General features: G+C 34.3%; 10 protein-coding genes. 3 read left to right on the top strand and 7 right to left on the bottom strand.

What is annotated here, in order from left to right; translation table 11 throughout:
- Window positions 1-46: 46 nt before the first annotated feature.
- From VB798_RS13190 to VB798_RS13180, 3 genes are all read right to left on the bottom strand, one after another.
- Entirely contained in the window at window positions 47-1,144 is a 1,098-nt protein-coding gene (locus VB798_RS13190; RefSeq protein WP_323259035.1) for a carboxylate-amine ligase, read from the bottom strand.
- 58 nt (window positions 1,145-1,202) lie between these two features.
- Window positions 1,203-2,186: an ATP-grasp domain-containing protein gene (locus VB798_RS13185; protein ID WP_323259033.1), complete on the bottom strand. Its 984-nt coding sequence runs from the start codon at window positions 2,184-2,186 to the stop codon at window positions 1,203-1,205.
- 74 nt (window positions 2,187-2,260) lie between these two features.
- The gene (locus VB798_RS13180) at window positions 2,261-2,965 is read right to left on the bottom strand and encodes an esterase family protein (RefSeq protein WP_323259031.1); all 705 of its coding nucleotides are present in this window, start codon (window positions 2,963-2,965) and stop codon (window positions 2,261-2,263) included.
- Between the two features lie 260 nt (window positions 2,966-3,225).
- On the opposite strand from VB798_RS13180, the gene VB798_RS13175 reads away from it, so the two are divergent.
- On the top strand, window positions 3,226-4,032 hold the full coding sequence (locus tag VB798_RS13175) for an alpha/beta hydrolase (RefSeq protein ID WP_323259029.1): 807 nt from the start codon (window positions 3,226-3,228) through the stop codon (window positions 4,030-4,032).
- Between the two features lie 5 nt (window positions 4,033-4,037).
- Here the strand turns inward: VB798_RS13175 and VB798_RS13170 are convergent, their stop codons facing one another.
- Entirely contained in the window at window positions 4,038-4,982 is a 945-nt protein-coding gene (locus VB798_RS13170; protein ID WP_323259027.1) for a glucosaminidase domain-containing protein, read from the bottom strand.
- Between the two features lie 169 nt (window positions 4,983-5,151).
- On the opposite strand from VB798_RS13170, the gene VB798_RS13165 reads away from it, so the two are divergent.
- Window positions 5,152-7,782: a DUF5686 and carboxypeptidase regulatory-like domain-containing protein gene (locus VB798_RS13165; RefSeq protein WP_323259025.1), complete on the top strand. Its 2,631-nt coding sequence runs from the start codon at window positions 5,152-5,154 to the stop codon at window positions 7,780-7,782.
- Window positions 7,783-7,944: 162 nt separating this feature from the next.
- On the opposite strand, the gene VB798_RS13160 is transcribed toward VB798_RS13165, so the two are convergent.
- Window positions 7,945-8,379: a CHRD domain-containing protein gene (locus VB798_RS13160; RefSeq protein WP_323259023.1), complete on the bottom strand. Its 435-nt coding sequence runs from the start codon at window positions 8,377-8,379 to the stop codon at window positions 7,945-7,947.
- An 83-nt stretch (window positions 8,380-8,462) separates the two neighbouring features.
- Complete coding sequence (locus VB798_RS13155; protein WP_323259021.1) at window positions 8,463-10,955, bottom strand: PIG-L family deacetylase; 2,493 nt, start codon at window positions 10,953-10,955, stop codon at window positions 8,463-8,465.
- Window positions 10,956-11,387: 432 nt separating this feature from the next.
- On the opposite strand from VB798_RS13155, the gene VB798_RS13150 reads away from it, so the two are divergent.
- Window positions 11,388-14,036 carry a glycoside hydrolase family 2 protein gene (locus VB798_RS13150; protein WP_323259020.1) on the top strand — a complete coding sequence of 883 codons (2,649 nt, stop codon included), beginning with the start codon at window positions 11,388-11,390 and terminating at the stop codon, window positions 14,034-14,036.
- Between the two features lie 163 nt (window positions 14,037-14,199).
- Here VB798_RS13150 and VB798_RS13145 read toward each other — a convergent pair whose 3' ends face one another.
- The gene (locus VB798_RS13145; RefSeq protein ID WP_323259018.1) at window positions 14,200-14,850 is read right to left on the bottom strand and encodes a PAS domain S-box protein; all 651 of its coding nucleotides are present in this window, start codon (window positions 14,848-14,850) and stop codon (window positions 14,200-14,202) included.
- Window positions 14,851-15,014: the final 164 nt, after the last annotated feature.

The raw sequence follows: 15,014 nt of genomic DNA, 5'->3' as shown, positions 1-15,014 counted from the left end.
CAATTACAGAAAACAACGATAAATTTAACATTGAAACTTTCATTCATTAAATGCCAAATTTTGTTTCTTGTACGATATAATCCACTACACTTTTCAAATCATTGGTTTCTTCAAATACAGCTAATTGTCGGTCGGCACCAGTGCCATTTTTTAAGATTTCTTTGATATATGCCACTTCTTGACGACTGCCTAATTCATCCAGTACATCATCCACAAAGTCTAATAATTCATCGCATAAATCACTGTACGGTACTTCTTCTTGTTTTCCGAAATCAATCAATTTCGCTTGAATTCCATAACGAGCAGCTCGCCATTTATTTTCATTAATTAATACTTTACGGTACGACCTAAAATTCAAGTTTTGCTTCATCAATTTGTAAATCTTAGCGACCAAGGCTTGCATCAGAGCTGCCAAACAAATGGTTTCATCTACTCGCATCGGAATATCACAAATCCTAAATTCAATCGTATTATAATATGGATGTAAGCGAATATCCCACCAGATTTTCTTGCCACTATCAATACATTTTGTTTTCACTAACAAGTCAATATATTCGTCGTACTCATTAGCAGAAGCAAAAAATTCAGGAATACCCGTTCTTGGAAATTTATCAAATACTTTCGACCGATATGATTTAAAACCAGTATTTCTACCACACCAAAAAGGCGAATTCGTAGAAAGTGCATAAATATGCGGTAAAAAATAACGAACAGCGTTCAATATTTGAATGCCTTCGTTACGAGTTTGAATACCCACATGAACGTGCAAACCAAAAATCAAATTTCCACGAGCAACATCTCGCATTTCATCAATCAATGAATCATAATGTGGACTTGGAGTAATGAGCTGGTCTTGCCAATCTGAAAATGGATGTGTTCCTGCAGCTGCAACTAGAAGATTGTTTTGGTCTGCGAGATCGATAATATGTCGTCTTAATTCTGTTACTTCTGCCCTCGCCTCCTGAATATTATGACAAATATTCGTTCCAACCTCCACAACAGCTTGGTGCATTTCTGCTTTTACTCTTTCTTGTAGGATAATCTGACCGCCCTCAACAATCTTACTCATGTGCGATCGCAATTCACGAGTTACAGGGTCAATCGTTTGAAACTCCTCTTCAATTCCAATGGTAAATAAAGGCATAATTTAGAAGGTTTAAGGGCTTTAAAGGGAATCGTAATGATTCCCTTCTTCAACATGATTATTTTTTACTTTCAATAATACCAGTTCTTGGACTTCCTGCAATCGACGAAGTGAGAAATGTTCCCCAAGTAAGATTATCCTTACCGGGTTTATGTTTTTTGGCACGGTCAATCGCTACTTTTGCAGCGGTTTCTACAACCCAATCAAAGTTTTCTTGTCCAACAGAATTAATATCTGCATCTGGAGCAGGATTACAAAAATCAATGGCATAAGGAATTCCGTCTTTTATCGCAAATTCTACCGTGTTGAAATCATAACCTAAAGCTTTGTTTAGTCGAATCACATAATCTTTCACAGTTGCCAATAATTTCTTAGCAGCTGGTCCTGTTGGCATTTCGGCTACATAGCGTAAATGATGTGGATTTCTGGGTTCATAAGGCATTATTCTTACTTCTTTTCCACCAATGCAATAGCAACGGAAGTAGTCAGTAAAAGTAATTTCTTCTTGCAAAAGCATGACTAATTGGTCGGTTTCGTCATAAGCGGAAAACAATTCATCTGGATTTCTTACTTTGTAAACACTTTTCCAACCTCCGCCAGAATGTGGTTTCATGTAGGCAGGGAAACCGATATAATCAAACATTTCGCCCCAAGGCAAAGGGAATTTCAAGTTTCTAAATGAGGATTCAGCAGTATCCGTCGGACGTTCTTTTGAAGGCAACAATACTGTTTTAGGAACAGGAACACCTACACTCAATGCCAAAGCATTATTGAAAAACTTCTCATCTGCCGACCACCAGAAAGGATTATTGATAACCGCTGTACCAGTCAAGGCTGTATTTTTAAGCATTGCTCTATAAAAAGGAACGTCTTGAGAAATACGATCTATAATTACATCATATCCGCTAGATTCCCCTTGTATTACTTTTTCTACCACCATTCGCTCTGCTGTAATGCCCGTAGGTGCAATTTGATTGACTCTTTCCACAAACGCTTCTGGAAATGAAGATTCCATTCCGTGAAGGATACCAATTTTTTTCATAATGTTTAAATTCAATTTTACAGGTTTGATGAATGAAATTAGTTGAGCGATTTCATCACGCTAATAATTATTAATTAAATTCTGTTTAAATATTCTGGAAACATTTCACGCCAAATATCCCAATCGTGTGTGCCATGCCAACGAATATCCAACCAATGATTAATTTTCTTATTACTCAAAATTTTAGAAAGGCGTTCTGTTTCAGGTTTACAAAAATCTGCATTGCAAGTTCCTAAAACGATGTTCATTTGCCATAAATCTGCTTGAGTAGCATTGGGCAAATAATCAGGCGGATTGTTGAAATATACATTTTCGTTATAAAAGCCATTTAAAAATGAGCGAATATCAAAAGCAGCTCCCATCGTAAAAAGATGAGAAACTTTATCTGGATGACGAAAAGCAAAATTTGCAGCATGAAAACCACCAAAACTACAACCCGCAACTGCTACTTTTGAAGTATTACATTCACGCATAATGGCAGGAATCAATTCATCATTTAAATATTGATCATAATAAATGTGATTTTGAATACGCTCTGAAGGATGCAGATGTTTGCCATACCAAGAGTATTTATCGATACTGTCTGGACAATAAATTTTTACTTTCCCTTCTTCTATTTGCCTTCTTGCCGATTCTATCAATTTAAAATCTTTTGCTTCGTAATATCGTCCCATTGTGGTAGGAAAGACGATTACCGGATAGCCCCAATTGCCAAAAATCAATAATTCATTATCTGCTCCGAGATGATGAGAGTAATACTTGATATAACGTTCTTGCATTTTGATGGTGAGGGTTTTGCATGATGTTAAAAAATATTCACAGCTAGATTTAGAGTATTTTCGTATAGCTATAAAATTACCATTTGTCAAAAATTATATCCGTTTCGGCATTTTACAAAGATTTCCATCTTTATGTAGAATCTTTACTCTAAAATAGAAACTGTTTTTAACTTTCAAAACAAAAATTAGAATAATTTCTCTGTGAAATATTTAACAATTTGTTTATTTTCGAGAATAATCCTAAAATTGGCAATCCAGAAATGACGATATATTCACAAAATACTTCCCCTGAAATCATTCAAATCGAAGATAATATTTATTCTGCCTATTTAAATAGAACTGTTAAGCTCACTTTGATATATCCTAAAAAAAATAATTCTCTTCAACTTGTTATTTTTAACGATGGTCAAGATTTTGAATCTTTAAAAATCAGACAATGGATTGCCTCATTAAGCGATGAAAACAAAATCTCTCCGATTCTTTGTGTGGGAATTCATGCCAACGAAGAAAGATTACAAGAATATGGAACGGCTTCGCAAGCAGATTATAAAAACAGAGGAAACAAAGCTCATCAACATTCAAACTTCGTTTTGAAAGAATTGTTACCTTATTTGGAAAATACTTTTTTACTTTCTCCTGAAAATAAAGTAATGGCTGGCTTTTCTTTAGGCGGACTTTCGGCAATGGATATTGCTTGGAATTCGCCAAAAGTATTTACCAAAGTAGGCGTATTTTCGGGTGCTTTGTGGTGGAGACAAAAATCTGAAGAAGATGGTTATACAGACGAAAATGATAGAATTATTCATAATATCGTCAGAAAAGGGAATTATCACCAAAATCAACAATTTTGGTTTGAAGCTGGTACCAACGATGAAACTTCAGACAGAAATCATAATGGTATTATTGACGCTATCGACGATACTTTAGATTTGGTGAAAGAGTTAGAAAAACACGGTTATCAGAAAAATAAAGACATTATTTACAGACAAGTAGAAGGCGGTGAGCATAATCAACAAACTTGGAGTAAAGTAATGCCCGAATTTCTTACTTGGGCAATCGGAAAATAAAATCATTAGTCTAAATCATCAATATGATAAGTACTGATGATTTTTTTCAAACGGCTGATGTATTGAGATTTGGGTAATGTTGTGTAACCTAAATCGACTAAATGTCCCATAAATTTTTCAACAGCCTCAGCTTCTTCCATTCCTTTTTTCATGTTTTCTTGATAAGTTCTTACTGATGGCGAATAATCATTTCGCCATTTTCCAGTTTTGTGCATCAACAATTCTTCCATAAAAAAATCAAAACACTCTTCTCTTGAATTAAATTTTTTGTACCAATTTCCAATTTCACCAGCATAAGCTTGTCGAGTATATTGATAAGCTTGTGTACGGTCTTTTGTCCAATCTTTTAAGCCAAAAAAGTTATTGGCATTCATCGCCAATTCACTTTTTCCATAACCACTTTCTAAAGCTGCCATCGCAATCACCACACTGGTTGGAAGATTGTTCTTTTTACATCGCTCAACAAGGTATAATGAAATTTCATTGATAAAAATTTGCGCATCCGAAATCACAGGTTGAGTTGGTTTTACTACTTTTTTACTTTTCACCACTGACTTTTTTGCCACTGGTGTTGGAATACTTTTTTGAGGAATCACAACTACCACTAAACCTTTGATTTTTTTCGTTTGTTTGTTCCCATCTTTCTCCCCAATAAAAACCAATTCCTTCTCTCCTTTTGTTGCAAACTTAATTTTCACAATCGCTTTTTTATTGACAAACTTGGCAGTTCCTAACACAACATTATCAGAAAGGACTTTCACTTGGTTTACTTTTTCAAAAGCTTCAAACTGAAATTGGGCAGAGTCACCCAGACTTACAACATCTTTATAATTTACCTTGAAATCACTATTTTCACTCGAGTGTTTTACTATTGTATGCCGATGGCAACTCTGTATCAATAAACCCAATAATAAACTCAATGAAGTATAAACTAAGATTTTTGCACGCATTATGTTTAAATTTAAAATCAACCCATGAAATAACATTTAAATAATTCTGGGTTTAACTACGATAAAACAAGGATTTAAGATTTTTTAAGAAAACATATCACACCTTAGACACGCTTTTCTTTTAACTTGCACTTTTAAAACATGATTAATTCACCTCAAATTGCTGATTATGAACAAGTTTATTAAAAACCTCTCAACTACTTTATTGTTTACGCTCTTCTTTAGCTCCTTTGCTTGGAGTACTGGAATCAAAGGAACCGTTAAAAATACAAAAAATGAATTACTTTCCTTTGCTTCAATCATTATTAAAGAATCTGGGAAAGGCACAATGGCAAATGAAGATGGCAAGTACGAACTTACTTTAGCTGCTGGCACATACACCATCATCTACCAATTTTTAGGACACAAAACACTTGAAAAGAAAGTAACTGTTGCCAATGAAATTATTAATGTCGATGCCGTTTTAGAGGAACAATCTATCAGTCTAAAAGAAGTAGAATTCTCAGCCAAAAGCGAAGATCCAGCTTATACTATTATGCGAAAAGCCATTTCGATGGCTCGTTTCAAAATCTTAGAAATCAACGAATTTTCTGCCAGAACTTATGTAAAAGGTACTGGACAAGTAAGTGAAGTTTCTGCTTTGATGAAAGCTATTGCAGGAAAAAAAATTGAAAAAGAATCAGGATTGAAAATTGGACAAGTATATGTTTTGGAATCAATCAATGAAATTAATGTAAAACAACCTTCTGTAGTGAAGGAAAAAGTAATTTCTACCAGAAATAACTTACCGAAGCAATTACAAAGTCAGGGTACAAACTTTATTCCTGTTTCACGTACCAATTTCTATAATCCAAAACCTTTTGGCGATATGGTTTCGCCACTTTCACCTGTAGCATTGGCTTATTATAAATTCAAATACGAAGGTTTTTTTACTGAAAATGGGCAAACGGTTAATAAAATAAGAGTAACACCTAAATCAAGAAATGGAAATGTTTTTGAAGGAATTATTAATATCATCGAAGATTCTTGGTACATCCATAGTTTAGATTTACGCTTTAGTGATGATAATACTTCTAACAGTGTAAAAATGATTTATGCGCCAAACAAAGAAATTTGGTTGCCCATCAATTATACTTTTCGTTCAGATTTTGATGCTTTTGGGTTTAAAGGTTTCTTTAATTATGTAACCAACGTTAGGAATTATACGGTATCAGTCAATGAGAAGTACCATCAAAGACCCGTTGTAATTGATGAGAAAATAGACAAAGCCGAAGCAAAATCGTTAAAAGGTGAAAAAGTAAATAGTAAAATAGCACTCAGCCAAAAACAAGTAACTCGGAAGCAACTGAATAAATTCTTGAAAGAAGCAGAGAAAGAAGACAAAAAAGATAGAAAGAAAAAGGGCGAAGATGTTGATTTGGTTCGTTCTTATAACATTGAAATTGATAGTCTTCATAATAAACGAAATGCTGATTTTTGGAATGAAGAAAGACAAATACCGCTTACTCCATTAGAAATAAAAGGCTACGCTCAGGCTGATAGCATTGCACAAACCAATGAAGAGCAATTCAAAAAAGATTCTGTTCGAAATTTGCCTGCTTTCAAATTTTCTCATTTGATTTTCGGAAAAACTTATAATTATGGCAAAAGAGATAATCTATTCGGATTTCATCAGAAATCGCTTACTTATAGTTCTCCATTAAGTCAACTTCCTGCTTTAGATTTTGTGAATACTGTTGATGGATATTTCCTGCAAGGTTCTTTGCGATATGAAATTCGTGAAAAACTGACCAGAAGAGAAGCCTTTTTTGGTGATTTAAGATATGCTTTGGGTAGAAAAGCCTTGAATTGGAATTTGGGTTATTATTATTTAAAAAATCAACATGCTATCGAAATCAAAACGGGTAGATACATTCAACAATTCAATAATGAAAACCCTATTTCTACGCCCGCAAATACCATTTATACGATGTTGGCAGAAAGAAATTATCAGAAAATTTACCAAAAAGATTATATCAGTGCAGAATACAGAAATCGACTTTCTGAAAAAATAACCATCGTAGCCAGTGGGGAATATGCAGAAAGAAAGGCTTTAGAAAACCTAAGTACTTTCAAACCTTGGATTGATGTAAAAGATAGAGATTTCAGTCCGAATAACCCTATGAATAGTGAATTAGCCAATACTGCTTTTAACACCCATAAAAGCTTTTTAGCAGAAGCATTAATTGCTTGGAGACCTTTTGCTAAGAAACGCAAATTCAATGACAGAGAGTACACAATTAATGAAGGAAATCCTATTTTTAGAGTAAAATCAAGCAATGGATTATTGTCTGAAAGTAAATTTTCACGTTTACAAGGTTCTTATGAACAGTTTTTTGATTTAGAAAAATTAGGAAATTTACATATCCTTACCAATTACGGAGGATACTTGCAAAAGCCGACATATTTTATTGATTATCGTCATTTTAATGGTAATCAAACTATTCTTCGTTCATTCAGATTTGATGCTTATAGAAACTTAGATTATTATTTACACAGCACAACAGGCAATTATTTAGAAGTATTTGCTCAACAAGATTTCAATAAATTATTGCTAACGCAAATTACTCCTTTAAGAATTTACGGTTTGAAAGAATCAATCTTTGCTAATTATTTAAAAGTACCTAATCAGCAATTTGAATACCTAGAAGTTGGTTACGGCTTGTTAGGTCTTGGAAAATTATTTGGCTTAGAAGTAGTCGGTAATTTTGTGAATGGAAAATATGATGCTACGGTGTTGAGAATTAAGTTTAATCGATAATAACTTTGAGCAATGAGCTACTAGCTTTGAGATTACTTAAATGCAATATGAGTCATCTTTAATCTAAAAATCACAAAAAAGCGGTCAAAAAATTAATTTTGACCGCTTTTTTATTAGCATAAAGATTATTAAATCTCATTGCTTACAACTCACAGCTAAAAGCTATTGCAAAATCAACTGTCCACGAATTTCGCCTCCTGGTTTTGAAGCACTGTGGATATTAACATAGTAATTTCCAGCCATTAAATCTGTTTCTTGTTCTGCTGTTAATGCGGCTGTTGTACTACTAAAAGCAGTATTGAATGTTGTTCCCAAAGGAAAGATTACTGCACCATTTACACCAACCGCACCTTTATGAATATGCCAAGCTGTTGGCGTAATTCCATTGTAGTTGATGGTGTAAGAAATAACTTTCGTTGTCTTATTATAAGTACCAACAAACGAACCTGTAGCTGTAGAAGTATTGGTGGGTACTTCTAATGAGCCATTGAGGCTAACATTGAATTTTACTTCTGGAGAAACTACTTCTTCATCTTTTTTGCAAGAAGTAGCCAATAACAAAGCAGAGATTAAGAGCGTAAAGAGCGTTTTTTTCATAATATTTTTTGTTTAAGTGAATGTAAGACTTGCGCCTTACACACACTTACGGCTCTTCCTCTACTTTGGTTGCGTTTCAACAATTATTTTCCTGCTGAAATAAGATTAGCAAATAATCGGTATGCACCCGATACACCCGCTGGCAATTGACGAAAGAAAGCATATCCTGTAAAAATATAATTTCCCTTTCCGTATTTAGCATATAATAAACCGCCATTCGCTGGTGCTTCGTTTGGGTCGTTTGATGACAGAATAGCATCATATTTTCCATCCCATTCGTTCGAGAAATACAAACCTCTTTCTTGAATCCAACCATCAAAATCTTTTGAAGTAATCTTATTCGGACTATTCAATAAAATACTTTCTGGTTTCAAAAAACGAACTTCTGCTTCTTCAACCGTTACTCTATCTCTTGATAATTTAAAAGGATAAGGACCAATACCCATCTCTAGTTTTTGCAAATTGCTATTTACTTGATATTGAACAACCATGTTTCCACCTTTTTCAACGTAGTCCATCAATTTCTTCTGATAATAAGTAATACGTTCTTCGGTATTGTAAGCTCTTACACCAACAACGATAGCATCAAACCTCGATAAATCTTCGTTTAATTCTTTCTCCGTTAAAATCGTGACATTATAACCAATCTGGCGCAAAGCCATTGGCACGTCATCGCCTGCTCCTACGATGTAACCAATATTTTTACCTTTCGTTTTAATATCCAATTTCACCACTTTGGCTTCTGCTACTGGGAAAAGTGTTTGCGGAGGAATATGGTCATAAGCAACGGTTAAAATCCCTCTGTCATAAGTCCCATTGGCTGTTTTTACAATGGCTTTTACTGTTCCTTCAGGTGTTGTACTTGAAGGAGTAACTTTAAATACCAATTTCAATTCTTGGTATTTATTTGCTAAGTTAAAATCAATACTTGCAGGATTTGCTTTCCAACCTGTTGGTAAATCTAAACTTACCGAACCAGAAGTTTTGCTCTTTCCAGATTTCAAGGTCACTTCTACTTCTTTGGCTTGGTCGTTTGCAAACACATATACTTTATCTGAAATATTCGCAGTTACTTCTGGACGAATTTCAAAAGTGCGATAAAGTTCTCCACGAGTTTCATCAGTATATTTATAAATCACTGGTGTGCTAAAAGTAAAAGACTGATTATCAATCACGAAAGTTAATTCTGCTTGTAAATCTGCTGGTTTTTCAGGTAAACCAATCAAAGTTTGGTCATCAACACGATACATTCCTTTTCCCATTTTCTTTTCAGCCAACCAAAAAGGTTGTGTCAATGGTTGATTTTTAGGAATTTCTACTGAGAAATTAATGCGTTGCAATTCATTATTGGCTAAACTAACATTGAAAGTACTGTCTTTCCCTAAACCGACTAATTTGATTTTCTGTAAGTTTACGCCAAAATCAGAACGTTTTACGGCTGTAGCAAGAATATTGATTTTCTCTCCAGAAGAAGCTGAATACTCATTTGGATTCGCTTCAAAATACAAACCTGTACAAGCAATAATTAGGTTTTCAATTTCTTTTTTCTTCTGGGTTTTCCAATACTCATCACCAATTTTATCAAGTGTTTTGTAGGCTTCTAACAAAGACGGAACAATCGTTGAAGGATTTTCTGGATTAAAACTATTAATCGCAAGATTAATCCAAGATTCTACTTCTTTGCCACCTTTTACTCTGCTCCAAGTTAAATCAACACCATCAAAAACATCTTTTTGAGCAAGTTCACCGAATTTATGGACAAAATATTCTGGACGTAAACCACGAGTACGAGGAACACCAAAACCTTGAGATTTATGTTGTGATCTACTTTCTGCTGCAATTTCAGAATAGGCTTTTCCCAACAAAGGATTATATCCGCCAATTTCCACTTGAATAAAAGTACCTTCTGCGGGCTTTTGTGATACTGCTCCGAAATTGAAAGTATTCCAAACTACTCTTTTTGCTTGCCAAGGTTTTACATATTTCAGTTGTTCTGGAAACTTTGTTGGGTCTCCTGAAATTTTAAAAGCCTCTTCTGCCAATGCTGCCGAAGCAGAGTGATTTCCATGCCCTGCACGAGCGTCAGGTGGAAAACGACAAATAATTACATCTGGACGAAGGTTTCTGATTCTCCATACCACATCAGCTAAAACCGCATCTTTTCCCCAAATCTGAAGTGTTTCTTCTGTATTTTTAGAAAAACCAAAGTCGTTGGCACGAGTAAAATATTGTTCTGGACCATCAATTGCACGAGCCGCCAATAATTCTTGGGTACGAATCAAGCCTAATAAATCGCCTAATTCTGAACCAATTAAATTCTGACCGCCGTCTCCACGGGTAATTGATAAATACGCTGTTCTTACTTTACGTTCTTTGGCAAGCCACGAAAGCATTACAGTATTTTCATCGTCTGGGTGAGCAGCTATGTACATGGCAGTACCAAGTACATTCAATTTTTTAAGGTTCAACAAAAGCTCGCCAGCAGGCATTGGTTTAATGGGTTGAGCAGTAATGTTGAACAATGAACCAAGCAGTATTAAGAATAGAAAAATGGTTTTGTTCGATTTGATATTCATCTGAGAAATTTTATAGTTCAACGTGAAATTAATGGAAAACATTAAGAATATTAAAGAGAGAAAAATAATGGATTTAATAGCAGGAATAAAATTAATTCGCTGAATGACGTTAAACGCATTGAAAAAGGTAGAAAACACAATAAATCTTTATTCTCAATATTTTACAATTATTCAACATCAATACTCCAATTTAACAGCATCTCTTATTTCACTGAAAATATTTTAACATTTTACATATATTACCGATTACAAAATAAAAATTAAGTATTCTTGCTTATTTTTGAATCAAATCATACAAAGAAGTACAATAATCCCAAATATTATGTATTAAATTTAGCCTATCATTCATCAGCAATGAAGAAGGCTTGGCTTTCCTTGTGAACGTCAGGCAACTGAGTACTTCTAAAAATATTAATAATTTTCAATCTTACTATGTCCAATTTTTTAAAACTAAATCTCAAGCAATTTCATCTTATATTGATGCTATTGTTTGTACAACAAATCCAAGCACAAAATCAGTACGAACTGAATAGTGCTTGGAAATGTAATCCCATTAAAAGCACCAAAGAAAGTGGTGAACTCATCTCCTCTCCTAGCTTTTCGCTAAATAATTGGAAACCCGCCGTTGTTCCGGGTACAGTGCTAACAACAATGTTGGCTAATAAAGAAGTGCCTGACCCTTTTTATGGCATGAACAACGAGAAAATTCCAGATATTTATAATACTGGCAGAGAGTATTATACTTATTGGTTTGCCAAAGATTTTAAAGAAAGTATTCCTGCTGATGGCTCAGAAGTTTGGTTAAAATTCAGAGGTATCAATTATAGCTGTGATGTTTTCTTGAATGGTAAAAAAGTAAACCAGAAAGTATTTGAAGGAATGTTTTTACGTCAGTCTTTCAACATCACTAAATTCTTGGCAAAAGATGATAACAATCGTTTAGCGGTGATTGTCTATCCTCCTTATACTGTTGGAAATGCCAATGGTGGACAAGGCGGTGATGGAACTATCGCTAAAAACGTTTCATTACAATATACTGCTGGTTGGGACTGGATTCGTCCAATCCGTGATAGAAATACAGGTATCTGGGATAAAGTTTATATCGAAAAAACAGGAAAAGTAAATTTAAAAGACCCGCATATCATTACGCTAGTTCCTGAAAAAAGAATGCCTGATGCTATTCAAAAACCTGCAATTATCAAAGCTTCTGCCGATTTAGAGAATCCTTCTAGCCAGAAAGTGGAAGGCACTTTAGTTTATACCATAGATGGCATTAAGGTATCGAAAAAAGTAATTCTTCCTCCGAATAGCACAACTACTGTTTCTTTAGCTGATTTATCTTTAAAGAATCCCCGTTTATGGTGGCCTGCTGGTTATGGAAAACAAGAATTGTATGATACTAAATTTGAATTTATCGTCAATGATAAAGTATCCGACCAAGAAGCTGTAAAGGTTGGTGTCCGTGAAATCCAAACGGATTGGAATGCACATACGGCTAGTCGCCAGATTTATGTAAATGGACAAAAAGTATTTATCAAAGGTGGTAACTGGATTATCTCTGATGCCATGTTACGTTTTACCGACGAGCGTTATGATGCAGAAATTCGTTTTCATCGTGATATGAATTTGAACCTTATTCGTATTTGGGGCGGTGCTTTGGTAGAACGTCCTGAGTTTTATGCAGCTTGTGATAAATATGGAATGTTGGTTTTCCAAGATTTCTGGATGTCGGGCGATTGCAATGGTCGTTGGGTTGACCCAATGAAGAAGGAAGACCAATGGACTAGAAGAAATTATCCTGATAATCACAAATTATTCTTAGAATCTGCTGCCGACATGATTAAAATGGTGAGAAATCACGCTTCTTTAGCAATATGGTGTGGCGGAAACGAGATTACTCCTCCAGAAGACATACTTGTTCCTTTAAGAGATGAGATTTTGCCTAAATTAGATGGTACTCGTTGGTTTATTGATTATTCCAATTCTGATGAAATGTCATTTAATTCATTAGGTGGTAATGGCGACGGTCCTTATGGTATTCAACCCCTTGATGTTTTCTGGAATCAACGCACTTTCCCTTTCAATTCAGAAGTTGGTTCAGTAGGTACTGGTGATTATGAATCATTAAAACGCTTTATTCCTAAAGAAAACCTTGTTGTTCCATACCATGATGCTAACCAAAAGCCTGATTCTGTTTGGACATATCATACTTATACAGGCGTTGGTTATAATGAATTTATTAATCCTTATGGAAAACCTAAAGACATCAAAGATTTTGGTTTGAAAGCACAATTAGTAAATTATGATCAATATCGTGGCTTGATTGAAGGTTTCTCTTCACATATTTGGGATTGGTACACAGGCGTAATCATCTGGAAAACACAAAATCCTTGGACTGCCATGCGTGGACAAATGTATGATTACTATTTAGACCCTAACGCTTGTTTATATGGTTTAAGAAATGGAAGTGAATTGGTACACATCATGGCTAATCCTGTAGATGGTATGTTAATGATGGTAAACAATGATTTCAAAGCTCGTAGAAATTTGATGTTGGTTGCCAAAGCGTATAAGATAGACGGTACTGTTAAAGAAATCACCCAAGTGTTTACTTATATCGAATCAAGTTCTGTGAAAAAGATTCTTTCGGTGAAAAAGATTTTAGATGAAATCGGTGCAGAAGATGGTTCGTTTTTGTCTTTACAATTATTAGATGAAAACAAACAAATCGTAAGTGATAATATGTATTGGTATCCGAACGTAAAAGGAGAATATACTGGTTTACAAAAAATGAAAGCTGCTGAAAATTTAAAAGTTTCAGTAAAAAGTATTGCATCGGGCAAAGTACAAGTCACATTAACAAACCCAGCAAATAATCCAATCGCTTTCTTTAATAGAGTATCATTAGTAGATGCCACTAGCAAAGAGAGAATCTTACCAGTATTTTATAATGATAATTATGTTTCTATCGCTCCGGGTGCAGAAAAAACTATTATCATCGACAACGTTCCTTTACAAACAAAATCACAAGTATCTATTGAAGGCTGGAATTACGCTTTGAAGTATTTTAATGTTAATTAAAGTCTATGAGTTGATGAGTTTAATGTTGATGAGAAGAGTTTTTTGTTTGATGTTAAGTATTCTTCCGCCGTTGTTCGTGTCTCACGAACAACGGCGATTTTATCATTGTAACATTATTCTCATAAACCCTAAACTCATGCACTCATAAACTCAAAATAAACTCCTAAGCATCTTCCTTATCCCTAAGTTTACTAAGTACTTCAGTAATTTCTCTGGTATAAATATCTAATCTTTCCGCAGCATGTTTAATGCCATTGATAAAAGTAGCAAGCTCTTCTTGCGAAAGTGAAACATCATCAAACAGATTACAAATTCCCAACATCAAAGTAACTGGATGACGCACCTCATGCGAAATCTTAAATAAAAGCCCTTCTAAATCCTTAATACGCCGTTCTCTTTCCTCTTCTGCCTTTTTACGCTCATCAATAGGAATTCTGATAGAGAAATATTGAATGATATTACGATTTTCATCAAAAACTGGAAGAATGATACTATCCTGCCAGAAATAAGTACCATCTTTTGCAATACTTTTCACTTCGTTTCGCCACATTTCTCCTGCTGAAATCGTTTGCCACATTTCTTTAAAGAATGTTCCAGCATGATAATTAGCATTTAAAATTCTATGATTTTCACCTATCAATTCCTCCTCTTGATATTTACTAACCTCACAAAATTTCTTGTTGACATAAACAATTACTCCCTTTGTGTCAGTAACAGAACAAATGATACTTTCGTCAATCGCCATTTGATAAGCCTCCAGAAACCTTAATAACTCCAGTTTCGACTTATCTTTAAAAGTATAGTTCTCTGCCATAAATGTGTATCACTTTTTAATAGATTCAAATAGCAAAAATAAGCATTTGCATTTTAAAGCATAAAAAACTGACAAAAAGCAGTTTTTTGAGTTGACGAGTTTTATCCTCAGCAATTTATAAACTTGTTAAGTTACGCTAAAAGCATTTTATAACTCGTCATTTT

Origin of the sequence: Arcicella lustrica, from assembly GCF_034930985.1 — a bacterium.
Classification (GTDB): Bacteria; Bacteroidota; Bacteroidia; order Cytophagales; family Spirosomataceae; genus Arcicella; species Arcicella lustrica.
Note: the sequence above shows the minus strand (reverse complement) of the source record. Positions and strands in the feature narration are given on the sequence as shown.

Bases quoted from the DNA above. Each gene is read 5' to 3' on its own strand.
- VB798_RS13180 (WP_323259031.1), bottom strand. From the start codon at position 2,965: ATGCAAGAACGTTATATCAAGTATTACTCTCATCATCTCGGAGCAGAT.
- VB798_RS13190 (WP_323259035.1), bottom strand. From the start codon at position 1,144: ATGCCTTTATTTACCATTGGAATTGAAGAGGAGTTTCAAACGATTGAC.
- VB798_RS13160 (WP_323259023.1), bottom strand. From the start codon at position 8,379: ATGAAAAAAACGCTCTTTACGCTCTTAATCTCTGCTTTGTTATTGGCT.
- VB798_RS13155 (WP_323259021.1), bottom strand. From the start codon at position 10,955: ATGAATATCAAATCGAACAAAACCATTTTTCTATTCTTAATACTGCTT.
- VB798_RS13175 (WP_323259029.1), top strand. From the start codon at position 3,226: ATGACGATATATTCACAAAATACTTCCCCTGAAATCATTCAAATCGAA.
- VB798_RS13165 (WP_323259025.1), top strand. From the start codon at position 5,152: ATGAACAAGTTTATTAAAAACCTCTCAACTACTTTATTGTTTACGCTC.
- VB798_RS13150 (WP_323259020.1), top strand. From the start codon at position 11,388: ATGTCCAATTTTTTAAAACTAAATCTCAAGCAATTTCATCTTATATTG.
- VB798_RS13170 (WP_323259027.1), bottom strand. From the start codon at position 4,982: ATGCGTGCAAAAATCTTAGTTTATACTTCATTGAGTTTATTATTGGGT.
- VB798_RS13185 (WP_323259033.1), bottom strand. From the start codon at position 2,186: ATGAAAAAAATTGGTATCCTTCACGGAATGGAATCTTCATTTCCAGAA.
- VB798_RS13145 (WP_323259018.1), bottom strand. From the start codon at position 14,850: ATGGCAGAGAACTATACTTTTAAAGATAAGTCGAAACTGGAGTTATTA.